A 13229-nucleotide genomic window follows, 5' to 3' on the forward strand; every position below is an offset into this window, starting at 1 on the left:
AAGGAAGAAGTTACATGACGACCTCACTCTCGGCCTGGCGCGCAGTCGCCGCGCTCTTGCTTGGCTGCACCCTGCTGGCAGGTTGCAGCGGCCCAAAGTCCTTGTACCAATGGGAGAGCTACCAACCCCAGGTATATGAGTACTTCAAAGGTGAGTCCTCGAAAGAGGAACAGGCCATCGCCCTTGAGCGTGACCTCGAAAAGATCAAAGCCAAGAACGGCGCGGTCCCGCCCGGCTATCACGCCCAACTTGGGCTGCTCTATTCCAGCCTGGGCAAGGACGATCAGATGATCCAGCAGTTGCGCACCGAAAAGGCACTGTTCCCTGAATCGGCGCCGTACATGGACTTTCTGATGAACAATGCCAGCAAGGGAACCAAGCAATGATCAGTCGCCTCACCCAACTGCTCGTGAGCGTCTGCGTGCTGGCGCTGCTCACCGGCTGCGCCGAGCGCAAGACCATCGATTACACGGCCTATAAACAAAGTCGCCCCAAATCGATCCTGATCCTGCCGCCACTGAACGAGTCCCCGGATGTCAAAGCCACCTACAGCATGCTGTCCCAGGTGACCTATCCGCTGGCTGAGGCAGGCTACTACGTAATGCCCGTGGCACTGGTTGACGAAACCTTCCGCCAGAACGGCCTGAGCACACCCGCCGATATCCATCAGCTGCCGCCCAACAAGCTGCATGAGATTTTTGGTGCGGATGCAGGCCTATATGTCACCGTCAGCGATTACGGTACGCGCTATATGGTGCTCAGCAGCGCAACTGTCGTCACCGCCAGCGCCAAACTGGTGGACCTCAAGAGCGGAACCACCTTGTGGACGGGTAGCGCCAGCGCCTCGAGCGAAGAAGGTCGGCAGAATCAAGGCGGCCTGATTGGCATGCTGGTCACCGCAGCGATCAACCAGATCATCAGCAACGTACAAGATGATGCGGGCTACCCGATCGCGGGCATCACCAGCAGTCGTTTGCTCACGCCCCAGCCCAACGGCGGAATCCTCTATGGCCCCCGCTCGCCGAAGTACGGCACGGACTGAGCGCAGCCGCTATTGCGGCGGTTCGCCGCGAACGAGGCCTGAATAGCCTGCACAAAAAAGGCGACCCTCTCACGAAGGTCGCCTTTTTCATTGCAACGCGGCGTCAGATCCCGTATTGCGCCCGATAGGCTTCGACAGCAGGCAGGTGCTGCTTGAGCTGTGGGTCATCGGCCAGGAACTCCAGCACCTGGGTCAGCGAAACGATGCTGACCACCGGGATGCCGAAGTCGCGTTCGACTTCCTGGATCGCCGACAGCTCGCCATTGCCACGCTCTTCGCGGTTCAGCGCGATCAGAACGCCAGCGGCCTTGGCCTTCTGCGCGTTGATGATCTGCATCACTTCGCGGATAGCGGTGCCAGCGGTGATCACGTCGTCGATGATCAGTACGTCACCGGCCAGCGGGGCGCCGACCAGGCTCCCGCCTTCGCCGTGATCCTTGGCTTCCTTGCGGTTGAAGCACCATGGCACATCGAGCTGGTGTTGCTCGGCCAGCGCCACAGCAGTGGCTGCGGCCAGGGGAATACCCTTGTAAGCGGGGCCGAACAGCACATCGAACGGGATCTTGCTGTCGACGATGGCCGCCGCGTAGCAACGCCCCAGTTGCGCCAGTGCAGAACCGGTATTGAACAGGCCGGCATTGAAGAAGTACGGGCTGGTACGCCCCGATTTCAGGGTGAACTCACCGAAGCGCAGAACCCCGCGATCGATGGCAAAACGAATGAAGTCGCGCTGATACGGCTGCATGAAGAGTCCCGGACACCACGGATTTAGCTAAATGAGTTGAGCTCGGGTATCATACACGCACGAGATTTTTGGGGCCATTTATGCGGATCATCAGTGTGAACGTGAATGGCATTCAGGCTGCGGCCGAGCGTGGATTGCTCAGCTGGCTGCAAGCCCAGAATGCCGACGTCATCTGCCTTCAGGATACCCGCGCCTCGGCCTTTGAACTCGACGACCCAGCTTTCCAGCTCGATGGCTATTTCCTTTACGCCTGCGACGCGGAGGTGCCAGCCCAAGGTGGCGTGGCACTGTACTCGCGGATGCAGCCCAAGGCAGTCATCACCGGCCTGGGCTTCGAGACAGCCGACCGTTACGGGCGTTACCTGCAAGCGGATTTCGACAAGGTAAGTATTGCCACCCTGCTGCTGCCTTCGGGCATGAACGGCGACGAGGACTTGAACCAGAAGTTCAAGTTGATGGACGACTTCGCCCGCTACCTGGACAAGCAGCGTCGCAAGCGTCGCGAGTACATCTACTGCGGCTCGCTGTACGTGGCGCAACAGAAGCTGGACATCAAGAACTGGCGCGACAGCCAGCAGTCGCCAGGCTTCCTGCCACCGGAGCGTGCGTGGATGGACGCAATCGTTGGCGACATGGGCTACGTCGACGCCCTGCGCGAAGTCAGTCGCGAAGGTGACCAGTACAGCTGGTGGCCGGACAACGAGCAGGCCGAGATGCTTAACCTGGGTTATCGGTTCGATTACCAGATCCTTACCCCAGGCCTGCGCCGTTTCGTGCGCAACGCACGCCTGCCACGCCAACCGCGCTTCTCCCAGCATGCGCCACTGATCGTGGACTACGACTGGACACTGACGATCTAAGTCAGTCTGCCGCCCATTCGCGGGTTTACCCGCGAATGGGCCTCAAAAAACCTACTTGATAGGCCGCCAGATCAGCGGATAGCGATAAGGCTTGCCCTCGTTGGCCCTGACCCCCGCAAGGATGGCCAGGACCAGCACCGCTACCGTCAGGATGGCGAAGAGCACGATCCCCACCAAAACGAACATCAGCAGGAAGCAGATGAACCCTGCGATGGTCACGCTGATCTGGAAGTTCAGTGCCTCCTTGCCCTGCGCGTCGATGAACGGATCCAGCTCACGCTTCCAGATCCACATCACCAGCGGGCCCAGCAGGTGCCCAAGGGGCACCACCAGGCCCAGCAGCGCCGAGAGATGACAGAACATCGCCCATTGCCGGATCTCGGCGTTGGGTGGGGCGACCGGCAGGTCGTCAGGCTCGTTCATGTTCCACACCTCCTTGGCAGCCAGGTCAGTCGGCCAGCGACGCGTTCTGCAGTTCGAAGATCTCGGTCATGCCCTTTTGGGCCAGGGCCAGCATGGCGTTGAAGTCTTCAGGCTGGAACGGAGCGCCTTCGGCGGTGCCCTGGACCTCGATGAAGCCACCGGCGCTGGTCATGACCACGTTCAGGTCGGTCTCGGCGGCGGAGTCTTCCAAATAGTCCAGGTCGAGCACGGCCTCGCCCTGATACATGCCCACCGACACAGCGGCGATCATGTGCTTGAGCGGGTTGCCACCCTTGAGACCGCCACGCTTCTTGATCACGGCCAGGGCGTCGCACAGGGCGACCATGGCACCGGTGATCGACGCGGTGCGGGTGCCGCCATCGGCCTGGATCACGTCGCAGTCGACGTACAGGGTGACGTCGCCCAGCTTGCTCATGTCCAGCGCGGCGCGCAGGGAGCGACCGATCAGACGCTGGATCTCCAGGGTACGACCACCCTGCTTGCCACGGCTCGCCTCGCGCTGATTACGCTCGCCGGTGGAACGCGGCAGCATGCCGTACTCGGCGGTCAGCCAACCCTGGCCCTGGCCCTTGAGGAAGCGGGGAACACCATTTTCGACGCTGACCGTGCAGACGACCTTGGTGTCGCCGAACTCGACCAGTACCGACCCCTCGGCGTGCTTGGTGTAGTTGCGGGTGATGCGGATCGAGCGGAGCTGATCGGCGGCGCGACCACTTGGACGTTTCATCTGGGATACCTGTACCGGGACTTGAATCTGGCGAGCATTATAAGGCCCGTCGCCCTGTGAGGACATGCCTATTGTCGCGCGCCGGGGCAGCCTGTCGTCTTTTCCCACCGGCCTTGCAGGCGCTCTGTAGCATGGGTGGATTGGGCGCCCGCACCGCACTGCGTTACAATCCCACGCCTTGGCCGAAAGGCTTTCCCGTTCATTCAGACTTCGCGAGGTACTCACCATGGTGCACAGCATGACCGCTTTTGCTCGCGTCGAGCGCGCTGGCAGCCAAGGCACCCTGGCCTGGGAACTGCGCTCGGTCAACCACCGCTACCTGGAGCCTCACCTGCGCTTGCCCGAGGCCCTGCGCGATCTGGAAGGCGCGGTGCGCGAAGGCCTGCGCCAAGGCCTTTCGCGCGGCAAGGTCGAATGCACCCTGCGCCTGAGCGAAGACAACGCCGGCAAGCCCCTTCAAGTCAACCGTGAGCGCGCCGCGCAACTGGTCGCCGCCGCCGAGACCGTCGCCGGTCTGATCAAGCAGCCCGCACCGCTGAACCCGCTCGAAGTCCTGGCCTGGCCCGGCGTGCTGGTGGCCGACGCCAGCGACCCTCAGGCGCTCAATGCCGAGGCCATGGCGCTGTTCAACGAGGCGCTCGCCGAGCTCAAGGCCGGCCGCCAGCGTGAAGGCCTGGAGCTGGCCCGCCTGATCAACGAGCGTCTGGACGGCATGACCGCAGAGGTCACCACCTTGCGCGCTCTGGTGCCTCAAATGCTGGCGGCCCAACGCCAGCGCATCCTCGACCGCTTCAATGACCTGCAGGCCGAACTCGACCCGCAGCGCCTGGAACAGGAGATGGTGTTGCTGGCCCAGAAAAGCGATGTGGCCGAAGAGCTGGACCGCCTCAGCACGCACATCACTGAAGTCCGGCGCGTACTCAAGTCCGGCGGCGCGGCCGGCCGGCGCCTGGACTTCCTGATGCAGGAGCTCAACCGCGAGGCCAACACCCTGGGCTCCAAGGCATTCGACCCGCGCAGCACCCAGGCGGCGGTCAACCTCAAGGTGTTGATCGAACAGATGCGTGAACAAGTACAGAACATCGAGTAAGGCCACCCCCACCATGAACCACAGCAGCGGCACTCTCTACATCGTCTCGGCCCCGTCCGGCGCCGGCAAGACCAGCCTGGTCACGGCACTGATCAAGGACGACCCACGCATCAGCGTCTCGGTTTCGCACACCACGCGCAACAAGCGCCCGGGTGAAGAACACGGCGTGAATTACCACTTCGTCAGCCATGACGAGTTCAAGGCCCTGATCGAGCGTAACGACTTCCTAGAGCATGCCGAAGTGTTCGGCAACTTCTACGGCACATCGCGCAGTGCGCTGCAAGAGGCCCTGGACCAGGGCCAGGACCTGATCCTGGAAATCGACTGGCAAGGCGCCCAGCAGGTACGCAAGCTGATGCCACAGGCGCTTTCGGTGTTCATCCTTCCGCCGAGCCAGCAGGCACTGCGCCAGCGCCTGGACAACCGCGGCCAGGACAGCGAAGAAATTATCGAAGGCCGCATGAAGGAAGCGGTCAGCGAAATGGTGCACTACGACGAGTACGACTACGTCATCATCAACGATGACTTCGCCGTTGCATTGGAAGACCTCAAGGCCGTGTTCCGTGCGAACCGCGATGGTGACTCGCTGGCCACAGAACGCGCCGAGGCGCTCAAGCTGCACAAGCAACAGCAACGCCATGGAGCGCTGCTCAAGCAATTGATCGGCTGAAATCAAAAAGGGGCTGCGTTCGCAGCCCCTTTTCTTTCATTACTCCTGCAGTTGCAGGTTGGCCTGCTGGCGCAACGTTGCGCCCAGGAAGTAGGCCGGTGCGCGCCAGCGCGACAGCACCATCAACACGATCCCCAGTGCCGAGATGATTGCCGCGATCACGAACACCAAGCCAAGACCGGCAACGTGAGAACCGCTGCCGAAATCCGGCGAGGCGCTGTCGATCGCCGTGCGCACGAAGATGATCGACAGGATCACACCACCCACCAGCGGGCACAGGCCGCGCATGAAGAAGTGACGCAGGCTGCCGAACAGACTGTGGCGGAAGTACCAGACACAGGCATAGGCCGTCAGCGAGTAGTAGAAGCAGATCATCATGCCCAAGGCAGTGATGGTATCGGCCAGCACGTTCTCACTCAGGGTGCGCATGGTCACGTAGAACAGACCAGCAGCAACGCCCGCGCAGATGGTAGCGTAGCGCGGGGTCTGCGAACGCGGGCAGACGCTGGCAAAGCGCTGCGGCACGGCACCGTAGTAGCCCATTGCAAGCAGGGTCCGCGCCGGCGACACGAAGGTCGACTGCAAGGACGCAGCGGTGCTAGCCAATACGGCAATGGACATCAGGATCGCCAGTGGGCCCATGACCGGACCGGCCAGGTGCGCAAAGACGTTCTCCTGGATACGCGGGTTACCCAGACCCAGGCCGACATCACTGATTCCGGCGAACTGCAGGGTGGCGATGGCGGTGACCAGATAGAGACCAAGGATTAGCAATACCGTCCAGGTGGCAGCCTTGCCCGGGACTTCGTCACTGCCGATCGACTCTTCGCTCACGGTCAGGCACACGTCCCAGCCCCAGAAGATGAAGATCGACAACGACAGACCTGCGGCGAACGCCGAGAAAGACTCCACGCCAAACGGGTTGAACCAGGCCAGATCGAATGCCAGCGGTGGCGGTGCGGTGGTCTCGCTGAAGGCGGCGAACGCAAAGCCGATCAACACCAGCAACTGCAAGGCCACCAGGCCGTATTGCACGGTCATCGTGGTGCCCATGCCACGGCAGCAGATCCACACCGCAAGGGCGATGAACACACAACAGGTGGTGATGTTCACCAACAAGTTGTCCGCCAATGCCGCCAGCTCCTGCTGACCGGTGATCTGTGCAATGAACAGATAGAAGAAATCGACGGCCACACCCGCCAGGTTGGACAACACGATGGTTGTGGCCACGACCAGCCCCCAGCCACCGATCCAGCCGATCATTGGCCCGAAAGCCCGCGCCGACCACGTAAAGGAAGTGCCGCTGTCCGGCTCCGCGGCATTGAGCTCGCGATAACCCAGCGCGACCAGCAGCATAGGCAGGAAGCCGACGATGAAAACAGCGGGAAGGTGGGCGCCCACCTCACGCACGGTGGGGCCAAGGGCGCCGGTCAGGGTATAGACAGGTGCAATCGTGGAGATGCCCAGCACCACGCTGGCCAGCAGGCCCAAACGGCCTTTTGCAAGGCCTTTACTGGCGCGCTGGGTGTTGCCTGCATCGGTCGCCACATCGGGTGGGCGGCCGGCTTCGGTGTATTCGCTCATGAGTCTTTGCCGTAACTATTGGTATTGTTTTCACGGACCTTGCGAACAAGGCCCGCTTTCACTCATTGAAAGCTGTTGCAGGGAGCGGGTCATCCAAGACCTTCGGGTAACGTCAGAGTGTTTTCTGGCGCGAACCCTCCCGTGCAGCATGGGCAATGCAGGCCTCGCGGAATGCCTGGAACAGGCGCCGGGAGACCGGGTTTTCGGCGAAACGCCATTCCGGGTGCCACTGCACGCCGAGCACGAAGCCCGGCGCATCAGGCATGGACACCGCTTCGATCAGGCCATCCGGGGCCCGTGCCTCGACGCGCAGGCCAGGGGCCAAACGGTCGATGCCCTGGCTGTGCAGCGAGTTGACCTCGAACTGCGCAGCCAGGCCCAAGCGCTCGAACAGCCCTCCCGGCGCAACGCCGACGGGGTGTCGAGGGCTGTATTGCACCTCAAGCGGTGCATCCTCAGGTTCTCGGTGATCCAGGTAGCCGGGCAGTTCCTGCACGCGCTGGTGCAGGGTGCCGCCGAGGGCGACGTTCAACTCCTGGAAACCACGGCAGATACAGAACACCGGTATACCGGCGGCAATGGCTGCCTGCAGCAACGGCAAGGTGAGACGGTCACGCGCGGTGTCGTGCCGGGTCCCTTCCGCGCTGGGGGCGCCATTGTAATGATGCGGCTCGACATTAGAAGGTGAGCCGGTAAAAAGAATGCCATCGAGCCGAGCGAGCAGCGCCTGTGTGTCGCTGCCACCGTCGCGGGCCGGCAATATCAACGGAAGCCCCGCAAAGCCGGCCGCCTCCACGTACTTGTCGCCCACAGTGTGCGACGAGTTTTTCCCCACCTGCTGGCGGCAGGCGCTGACACCGATCAGAGGGACCGCATTTGCGCTCATGGGCTTATACCGTGTGCAGGTACCAGTTGTACTCGAGGTCGGAGATCGACACTTCGAACTCGGCCAGCTCGCTTTCCTTGCAGGCCACGAAGATATCGATGTAGTCCGGGCTGATGTATTGGTTGAGCACCTCGCTGTCGTCCAGCGCGCGCAGGGCGTCACGCAGGTTGTTCGGCAGGCTCTGCTCCAGCTGCTCGTACGAGTTGCCTTCGATCGGCTCACCCGGCTCGACTTGGTTGGTCAGGCCGTGATGGATGCCGGCCAGAATGGCGGCGAGCATCAGGTAAGGGTTGGCGTCCGCGCCGGCCACGCGGTGCTCGATGCGCACGTTCTCGCTGCTGTCGGTGGGCACGCGCAAGGCGACGGTGCGGTTGTCCAAGCCCCAGCTCGGCGCGTTAGGCACATAGAACTGTGCGCCGAAGCGACGGTAGGAATTGATGTTCGGGCACAGAAACGCCATCGATGCCGGCATGGTTTCCAGCACACCACCAATCGCGTGGCGCAGCGCATCGCTCTTGAGCGGGTCTTCGTTGGCGAAGATGTTCTTGCCGGTCTTCTTGTCCAGCAGCGAGATGTGCACGTGCAAGCCGTTGCCTGCCTGGCCCGGGTAGGGCTTGGCCATGAAGGTGGTATCCATCTCATGGTCGTAGGCGATGTTCTTGATCAGGCGCTTGAGCAGGATCGCGTAGTCACACGCCTTGAGCGGATCGGCCACGTGGTGCAGGTTGACTTCGAACTGAGCCGGGGCGCTTTCCTTGACGATGGCGTCGGCAGGAATGCCTTGCTCCTTGGCCGCTTCCAGCATGTCTTGCAGGCAGTCGGCGTACTCGTCCAGATCATCGATCAGGTACACCTGGGTCGACTGCGGGCGCTTGCCGGAGATCGGGGAGCGCGGTGGCTGCGGACGGCCATTGAGGTTGTCCTGGTCGATCAGGTAGAACTCGAGCTCGAAGGCTGCGCAGATATCCAGGCCCAGCTCGTCGAATTTGGCGACCACTTGACGCAGCACTTCACGTGGGTCGGCGAAGAATGGGGCGCCGTCCAGCTCATGCATGGTCATCAGCAACTGAGCAGTGGGGCGCTTCTGCCAAGGCTCGTCGGACAAAGTGCCGGGGATCGGATAGCAGATGCGGTCAGCATCGCCGATGTCCAGGCCAAGGCCGGTGCTCTCGACGGTCGAGCCGTTGATATCCAGGGCGAACAGCGACGCCGGCAGGTTGATGCCTTTCTCGTATACCTTGTGCAGGCTGGCGCGCTCGATGCGCTTGCCGCGTACCACACCGTTCATATCGGAAATCAGCAGATCGACGAACTGCGTGTCCGGATGAGCCTCTAGGAATTCATTCATCTCGCTGGAAGAACTGGCGCACGGGATTACCGACGTCATGGCTGTACATCCTTTGATTCGGGGCGGCGATGTGGAGGGATACTGCTGGCGCCTCGCGGGCGGCGATGGTTGCTACTGTTGTTCTTTTCACTGTCCCATCGTTGGGGATAGGGTGCGACCCGGTGTGCATTGATTCCCGGGGGCCGTTCCACTATAAAATGGCCTCAACGCAACAGACATTGGCATTTCGGCAAGCAGAGCGTGCAACAATGCAATATCAGATTACCCATGCCGACCTTTCGTTGGTCCTGGCCCTGGAGCGTGGTCGCTCGCTGGCCAAAGCCGCCGAACTGCTCAAAGTAGACGTCTCGACGGTGTTTCGCTCGATTCGCCGACTGGAGTCCGCACTGGGCACAGCACTGTTCGTCAAGAGTCGCAAAGGCTACCTGCCCACCGATACCGCCCAGGCCCTGGCAGAGCAGGCCGAGCGCGCCGAGCAGGCGCTCGATGCCGCTCGCATCGCCCTGACCAGCGGGGAACAGGTCGTCAGCGGTACCGTTCGTCTGACATGTACTGAAGCCGTCATGCACAGCCTGCTGCTGCCAGCGCTGGCTGACTTCATGTCGAACTACCCTGCCCTGTCGCTGGAACTGGGCACCTCCAACACCTTCGCCAACCTCAGTCGACGCGATGCCGACATCGCGCTTCGCCTGACCAACACACCACCCGAGCACCTTGTCGGCCGCTGCCTGGGCTCCACGTCCTACGTGGTCTGTGGCCAAGCGCAGTGGCGCGAGCGGCTGGGCGAATCGCACCACAGCGTACCGTGGATCGCCCCGGACGACTCGATGCAGGACCATCCCACAGTCGTCTGGCGCAACCAGCAGTACCCTGGCTTGAACCCACGCTACCAGTGCAGCAGCATGTCGACCATCGCCCAGCTGGTCAGCACCGGGCTTGGCGTCGCGGCATTACCGGACTACATGGTCGATGCCCTGCCCGAGGTTGAAGCCCTGAGCGGCCCCCTGCCCGGTTGCGATACCCAGCTGTGGCTGCTGACCCGCCCGGACTGCCGAGCGCTGCGCTCGGTACAGACCTTGTTCGAAGAGCTCACCCCGCGCCTGCGCGACGCCATGTTGTGATAACGCGCCAAGGAGGGTTGTCTGCCGTCTATGCATCCCGTTATCGTCAGGGTAGAGCGTGCCGGTGTCTGTTCCGGTGCTTTCGCGAATAAGTCCGCTCCCACAAGCACAACGCTGTGTCTGTGGGTTTACCCGCGAAGCAGCCAATACAGGCCCGACAGACCAGCACCTGACAAAACAGCGCTTCCCTATTGGCTGGTGATTTTTTAAACTATCGAGTCCGCCTGCCCACTCTGGGCTGCACGCTAACGCATTTGCTACTGAGGAAGACCATGGCCCGCGTAACTGTTGAAGACTGCCTGGAACACGTGGATAACCGCTTTGAGCTGGTCATGCTCTCGACCAAGCGCGCCCGTCAGCTGGCCACCGGCGGCAAAGAGCCGCGCGTTGCATGGGAAAACGACAAGCCGACCGTCGTCGCCCTGCGCGAGATCGCCGAAGGTATCGTCACTCCCGAGTTCATCGCCGCCGAAGAGATCGTAACGGAAGATCCAGTCTTCGCTGCGTTCGAGGACGAGAACAACGAGGCTGTCTGATCCATGCCCGGTCGACATCGTGCGGCACAAGGCCCTCTCCCTCGGCAGGAGGTGAACCCATGCCGGGTATAGAAGCCCTCGCCGAACGGCTGTCGACCTACCTCGGCCCCGACCAGGTCAATCTGGTCCGCCGGGCCTACTTCTACGCCGAACAGGCGCACGATGGCCAACGCCGCCGCAGCGGCGAGCCCTACGTGACCCATCCGCTGGCCGTGGCCAGCATCCTGGCCGACATGCACATGGACCATCAAAGCCTGATGGCCGCCATGCTGCACGATGTGATCGAAGACACCGGCATCGCCAAGGAAGCCCTCTGCCAGCAATTTGGCGAAACTGTCGCCGAGCTGGTCGACGGGGTCAGCAAGCTGACCCAGATGAACTTCGAGACCAAGGCCGAGGCCCAGGCCGAAAACTTCCAGAAGATGGCCATGGCCATGGCCCGGGACATCCGTGTGATCCTGGTCAAGCTGGCCGACCGCCTGCACAACATGCGCACCCTGGAAGTGCTCTCTGGCGAAAAACGCCGACGCATCGCCAAGGAAACCCTCGAAATCTACGCCCCCATCGCCAATCGCCTGGGCATGCACAATGTGCGCGTGGAATTCGAAGACCTCGGCTTCAAAGCGATGCACCCGATGCGTTCCTCGCTCATCCATCGCGCCGTCAAGAGCGCCCGTGGCAACCGCAAGGAAATCGTCGCCAAGATCGAACAGTCGCTGGCCAATTGCCTGGCCGCGGACGGCATCGAGGGCGAGGTCAGCGGCCGGCAAAAACACCTCTATGGCATCTACAAGAAGATGCGCGGCAAGCGCCGCGCCTTCAACGAGATCATGGACGTATATGCCTTCCGCATCATCGTCGACAAGGTCGATACCTGCTATCGCGTGCTCGGCGCCGTACACAACCTGTACAAGCCGCTGCCCGGTCGCTTCAAGGACTACATCGCGATTCCCAAGGCCAACGGCTACCAGTCGCTGCACACGACGCTGTTCGGCATGCACGGCGTACCCATCGAGATCCAGATCCGCACTCGCGAAATGGAAGAGATGGCCAACAACGGGATCGCCGCCCACTGGCTGTACAAGTCCAACGAGGACGAACAGCCCAAGGGCAACCATGCCCGCGCCCGGCAATGGGTCAAGGGCATCCTCGAACTGCAGCAGCGTGCCGGCAACTCGCTGGAATTCATCGAGAGCGTCAAGATCGATCTGTTCCCGGACGAAGTCTACGTCTTCACGCCCAAGGGCCGGATCATGGAGCTACCCAAAGGCTCCACCGCCGTCGACTTCGCCTACGCAGTGCACACCGACGTCGGCAACAGCTGCATCGCCTGCCGCATCAATCGCCGCCTGGCGCCGTTGTCCGAACCGCTGCAAAGCGGCTCGACAGTGGAAATCGTCAGCGCACCGGGCGCACGCCCCAATCCGGCCTGGCTCAACTTCGTGGTCACCGGCAAGGCGCGTACGCACATTCGTCACGCACTCAAGCAGCAACGCCGCTCCGAGTCGATCAGCCTGGGCGAACGCCTGCTGAACAAGGTGCTCACCGGTTTCGACAGCAGCCTGGAGAAAATCCCGCCGGAGCGCATCCAGTCCATTCTCAGCGAATACCGACTGGAACTGCTCGAGGATCTGCTCGAAGACATCGGCCTGGGCAATCGCATGGCCTATGTTGTGGCTCGCCGCCTGTTGTCCGCCGAAGGCGAGCAACTGCCCGCACCGGAAGGCCCACTGGCCATCCGCGGCACCGAAGGCCTGGTGCTCAGCTACGCCAAGTGCTGCACCCCGATCCCCGGCGACCCGATCGTCGGGCACCTGTCGGCGGGCAAAGGCATGGTCGTGCACCTGGAAAACTGCCGCAACATCAGTGAAATCCGCCACAACCCGGAAAAATGCGTGCAGCTCTCCTGGGCCAAGGACATCACCGGTGAGTTCAATGTCGAACTGCGTGTCGAGCTGGAGCACCAGCGCGGCCTGATCGCCTTGTTGGCCAGCAGCGTCAATGCCGCCGACGGCAATATCGAAAAAATCAGCATGGACGAACGCGACGGCCGTATCAGCGTGGTCCAACTGGTGGTCAGCGTGCATGATCGCGTGCACCTGGCCCGCGTGATCAAGAAGTTGCGTACCCTGACCGGCGTGGTCCGCATCACCCGCATGCGTACGTAGTCCGTCAA

14 protein-coding genes are annotated in these 13229 nt (G+C 62.1%); 8 read left to right on the plus strand and 6 right to left on the minus strand.

The annotated features are described in order from the left end of the window. The first annotated feature begins 14 nt into the window (after positions 1 to 14). Both AB1N67_RS24095 and AB1N67_RS24100 read left to right on the plus strand, forming a co-directional pair. Positions 15 to 386: a DUF4810 domain-containing protein gene (locus AB1N67_RS24095; RefSeq protein WP_090344208.1), complete on the plus strand. Its 372-nt coding sequence runs from the start codon at positions 15 to 17 to the stop codon at positions 384 to 386. After that, complete coding sequence (locus AB1N67_RS24100; RefSeq protein WP_043212967.1) at positions 383 to 1042, plus strand: DUF799 domain-containing protein; 660 nt, start codon at positions 383 to 385, stop codon at positions 1040 to 1042. Before AB1N67_RS24095 ends, AB1N67_RS24100 begins: the two co-directional genes overlap by 4 nt. Positions 1043 to 1145: 103 nt before the next feature. Here AB1N67_RS24100 and pyrE read toward each other — a convergent pair whose 3' ends face one another. After that, positions 1146 to 1787: an orotate phosphoribosyltransferase gene (gene pyrE, locus AB1N67_RS24105; protein WP_043212965.1), complete on the minus strand. Its 642-nt coding sequence runs from the start codon at positions 1785 to 1787 to the stop codon at positions 1146 to 1148. An 80-nt stretch (positions 1788 to 1867) separates the two neighbouring features. Here pyrE and AB1N67_RS24110 point away from each other — a divergent pair, with 80 nt between their 5' ends. Continuing rightward, positions 1868 to 2647 (plus strand): exodeoxyribonuclease III, encoded by a 780-nt coding sequence (locus tag AB1N67_RS24110; protein WP_043212963.1) that lies wholly within the window; start codon positions 1868 to 1870, stop codon positions 2645 to 2647. Between the two features lie 51 nt (positions 2648 to 2698). Here AB1N67_RS24110 and AB1N67_RS24115 read toward each other — a convergent pair whose 3' ends face one another. Both AB1N67_RS24115 and rph read right to left on the minus strand, forming a co-directional pair. Continuing rightward, a complete protein-coding gene (locus AB1N67_RS24115) occupies positions 2699 to 3070 on the minus strand; it encodes a DUF4870 domain-containing protein (protein WP_043212961.1) in 372 nt (123 codons plus the stop codon). 25 nt (positions 3071 to 3095) lie between these two features. Continuing rightward, positions 3096 to 3818, minus strand: coding sequence for a ribonuclease PH (rph, locus tag AB1N67_RS24120; protein ID WP_043212958.1), 723 nt, complete (start codon positions 3816 to 3818; stop codon positions 3096 to 3098). A gap of 226 nt (positions 3819 to 4044) precedes the next feature. On the opposite strand from rph, the gene AB1N67_RS24125 reads away from it, so the two are divergent. Together AB1N67_RS24125 and gmk are read left to right on the plus strand one after the other, a co-directional pair. Then, positions 4045 to 4908, plus strand: coding sequence for a YicC/YloC family endoribonuclease (locus AB1N67_RS24125; protein WP_367863445.1), 864 nt, complete (start codon positions 4045 to 4047; stop codon positions 4906 to 4908). Between the two features lie 13 nt (positions 4909 to 4921). Further along, entirely contained in the window at positions 4922 to 5578 is a 657-nt protein-coding gene (gmk, locus tag AB1N67_RS24130; RefSeq protein WP_070572152.1) for a guanylate kinase, read from the plus strand. Positions 5579 to 5617: 39 nt separating this feature from the next. Here gmk and AB1N67_RS24135 read toward each other — a convergent pair whose 3' ends face one another. The 3 genes from AB1N67_RS24135 to AB1N67_RS24145 form a co-directional block, all read right to left on the minus strand. Continuing rightward, complete coding sequence (locus AB1N67_RS24135; protein WP_070572153.1) at positions 5618 to 7162, minus strand: APC family permease; 1545 nt, start codon at positions 7160 to 7162, stop codon at positions 5618 to 5620. 112 nt (positions 7163 to 7274) lie between these two features. Beyond that, a complete protein-coding gene (locus AB1N67_RS24140; RefSeq protein WP_043209888.1) occupies positions 7275 to 8048 on the minus strand; it encodes a gamma-glutamyl-gamma-aminobutyrate hydrolase family protein in 774 nt (257 codons plus the stop codon). A 4-nt stretch (positions 8049 to 8052) separates the two neighbouring features. Then, positions 8053 to 9435 carry a glutamine synthetase family protein gene (locus tag AB1N67_RS24145; protein ID WP_043209890.1) on the minus strand — a complete coding sequence of 461 codons (1383 nt, stop codon included), beginning with the start codon at positions 9433 to 9435 and terminating at the stop codon, positions 8053 to 8055. Positions 9436 to 9644: 209 nt separating this feature from the next. Here AB1N67_RS24145 and AB1N67_RS24150 point away from each other — a divergent pair, with 209 nt between their 5' ends. The 3 genes from AB1N67_RS24150 (at position 9645) to spoT (ending at position 13221) form a co-directional block, all read left to right on the plus strand. Next, complete coding sequence (locus tag AB1N67_RS24150; RefSeq protein ID WP_043209893.1) at positions 9645 to 10517, plus strand: LysR family transcriptional regulator; 873 nt, start codon at positions 9645 to 9647, stop codon at positions 10515 to 10517. Between the two features lie 272 nt (positions 10518 to 10789). After that, complete coding sequence (rpoZ, locus tag AB1N67_RS24155; protein WP_008091595.1) at positions 10790 to 11053, plus strand: DNA-directed RNA polymerase subunit omega; 264 nt, start codon at positions 10790 to 10792, stop codon at positions 11051 to 11053. A 59-nt stretch (positions 11054 to 11112) separates the two neighbouring features. Continuing rightward, the gene (gene spoT, locus AB1N67_RS24160) at positions 11113 to 13221 is read left to right on the plus strand and encodes a bifunctional GTP diphosphokinase/guanosine-3',5'-bis pyrophosphate 3'-pyrophosphohydrolase (RefSeq protein WP_043209897.1); all 2109 of its coding nucleotides are present in this window, start codon (positions 11113 to 11115) and stop codon (positions 13219 to 13221) included. The last annotated feature ends 8 nt before the right edge of the window (positions 13222 to 13229 follow it).

Source organism: Pseudomonas guariconensis, assembly GCF_040822035.1.
Lineage (GTDB): Bacteria > Pseudomonadota > Gammaproteobacteria > Pseudomonadales > Pseudomonadaceae > Aquipseudomonas > Aquipseudomonas guariconensis.

Coding starts and splice junctions, on each gene's coding strand:
- AB1N67_RS24095 (WP_090344208.1), top strand. CDS start 15: ATGACGACCTCACTCTCGGCCTGGCGCGCAGTCGCCGCGCTCTTGCTT.
- AB1N67_RS24100 (WP_043212967.1), top strand. CDS start 383: ATGATCAGTCGCCTCACCCAACTGCTCGTGAGCGTCTGCGTGCTGGCG.
- pyrE (WP_043212965.1), bottom strand. CDS start 1,787: ATGCAGCCGTATCAGCGCGACTTCATTCGTTTTGCCATCGATCGCGGG.
- AB1N67_RS24110 (WP_043212963.1), top strand. CDS start 1,868: ATGCGGATCATCAGTGTGAACGTGAATGGCATTCAGGCTGCGGCCGAG.
- AB1N67_RS24115 (WP_043212961.1), bottom strand. CDS start 3,070: ATGAACGAGCCTGACGACCTGCCGGTCGCCCCACCCAACGCCGAGATC.
- rph (WP_043212958.1), bottom strand. CDS start 3,818: ATGAAACGTCCAAGTGGTCGCGCCGCCGATCAGCTCCGCTCGATCCGC.
- AB1N67_RS24125 (WP_367863445.1), top strand. CDS start 4,045: ATGGTGCACAGCATGACCGCTTTTGCTCGCGTCGAGCGCGCTGGCAGC.
- gmk (WP_070572152.1), top strand. CDS start 4,922: ATGAACCACAGCAGCGGCACTCTCTACATCGTCTCGGCCCCGTCCGGC.
- AB1N67_RS24135 (WP_070572153.1), bottom strand. CDS start 7,162: ATGAGCGAATACACCGAAGCCGGCCGCCCACCCGATGTGGCGACCGAT.
- AB1N67_RS24140 (WP_043209888.1), bottom strand. CDS start 8,048: ATGAGCGCAAATGCGGTCCCTCTGATCGGTGTCAGCGCCTGCCGCCAG.
- AB1N67_RS24145 (WP_043209890.1), bottom strand. CDS start 9,435: ATGACGTCGGTAATCCCGTGCGCCAGTTCTTCCAGCGAGATGAATGAA.
- AB1N67_RS24150 (WP_043209893.1), top strand. CDS start 9,645: ATGCAATATCAGATTACCCATGCCGACCTTTCGTTGGTCCTGGCCCTG.
- rpoZ (WP_008091595.1), top strand. CDS start 10,790: ATGGCCCGCGTAACTGTTGAAGACTGCCTGGAACACGTGGATAACCGC.
- spoT (WP_043209897.1), top strand. CDS start 11,113: ATGCCGGGTATAGAAGCCCTCGCCGAACGGCTGTCGACCTACCTCGGC.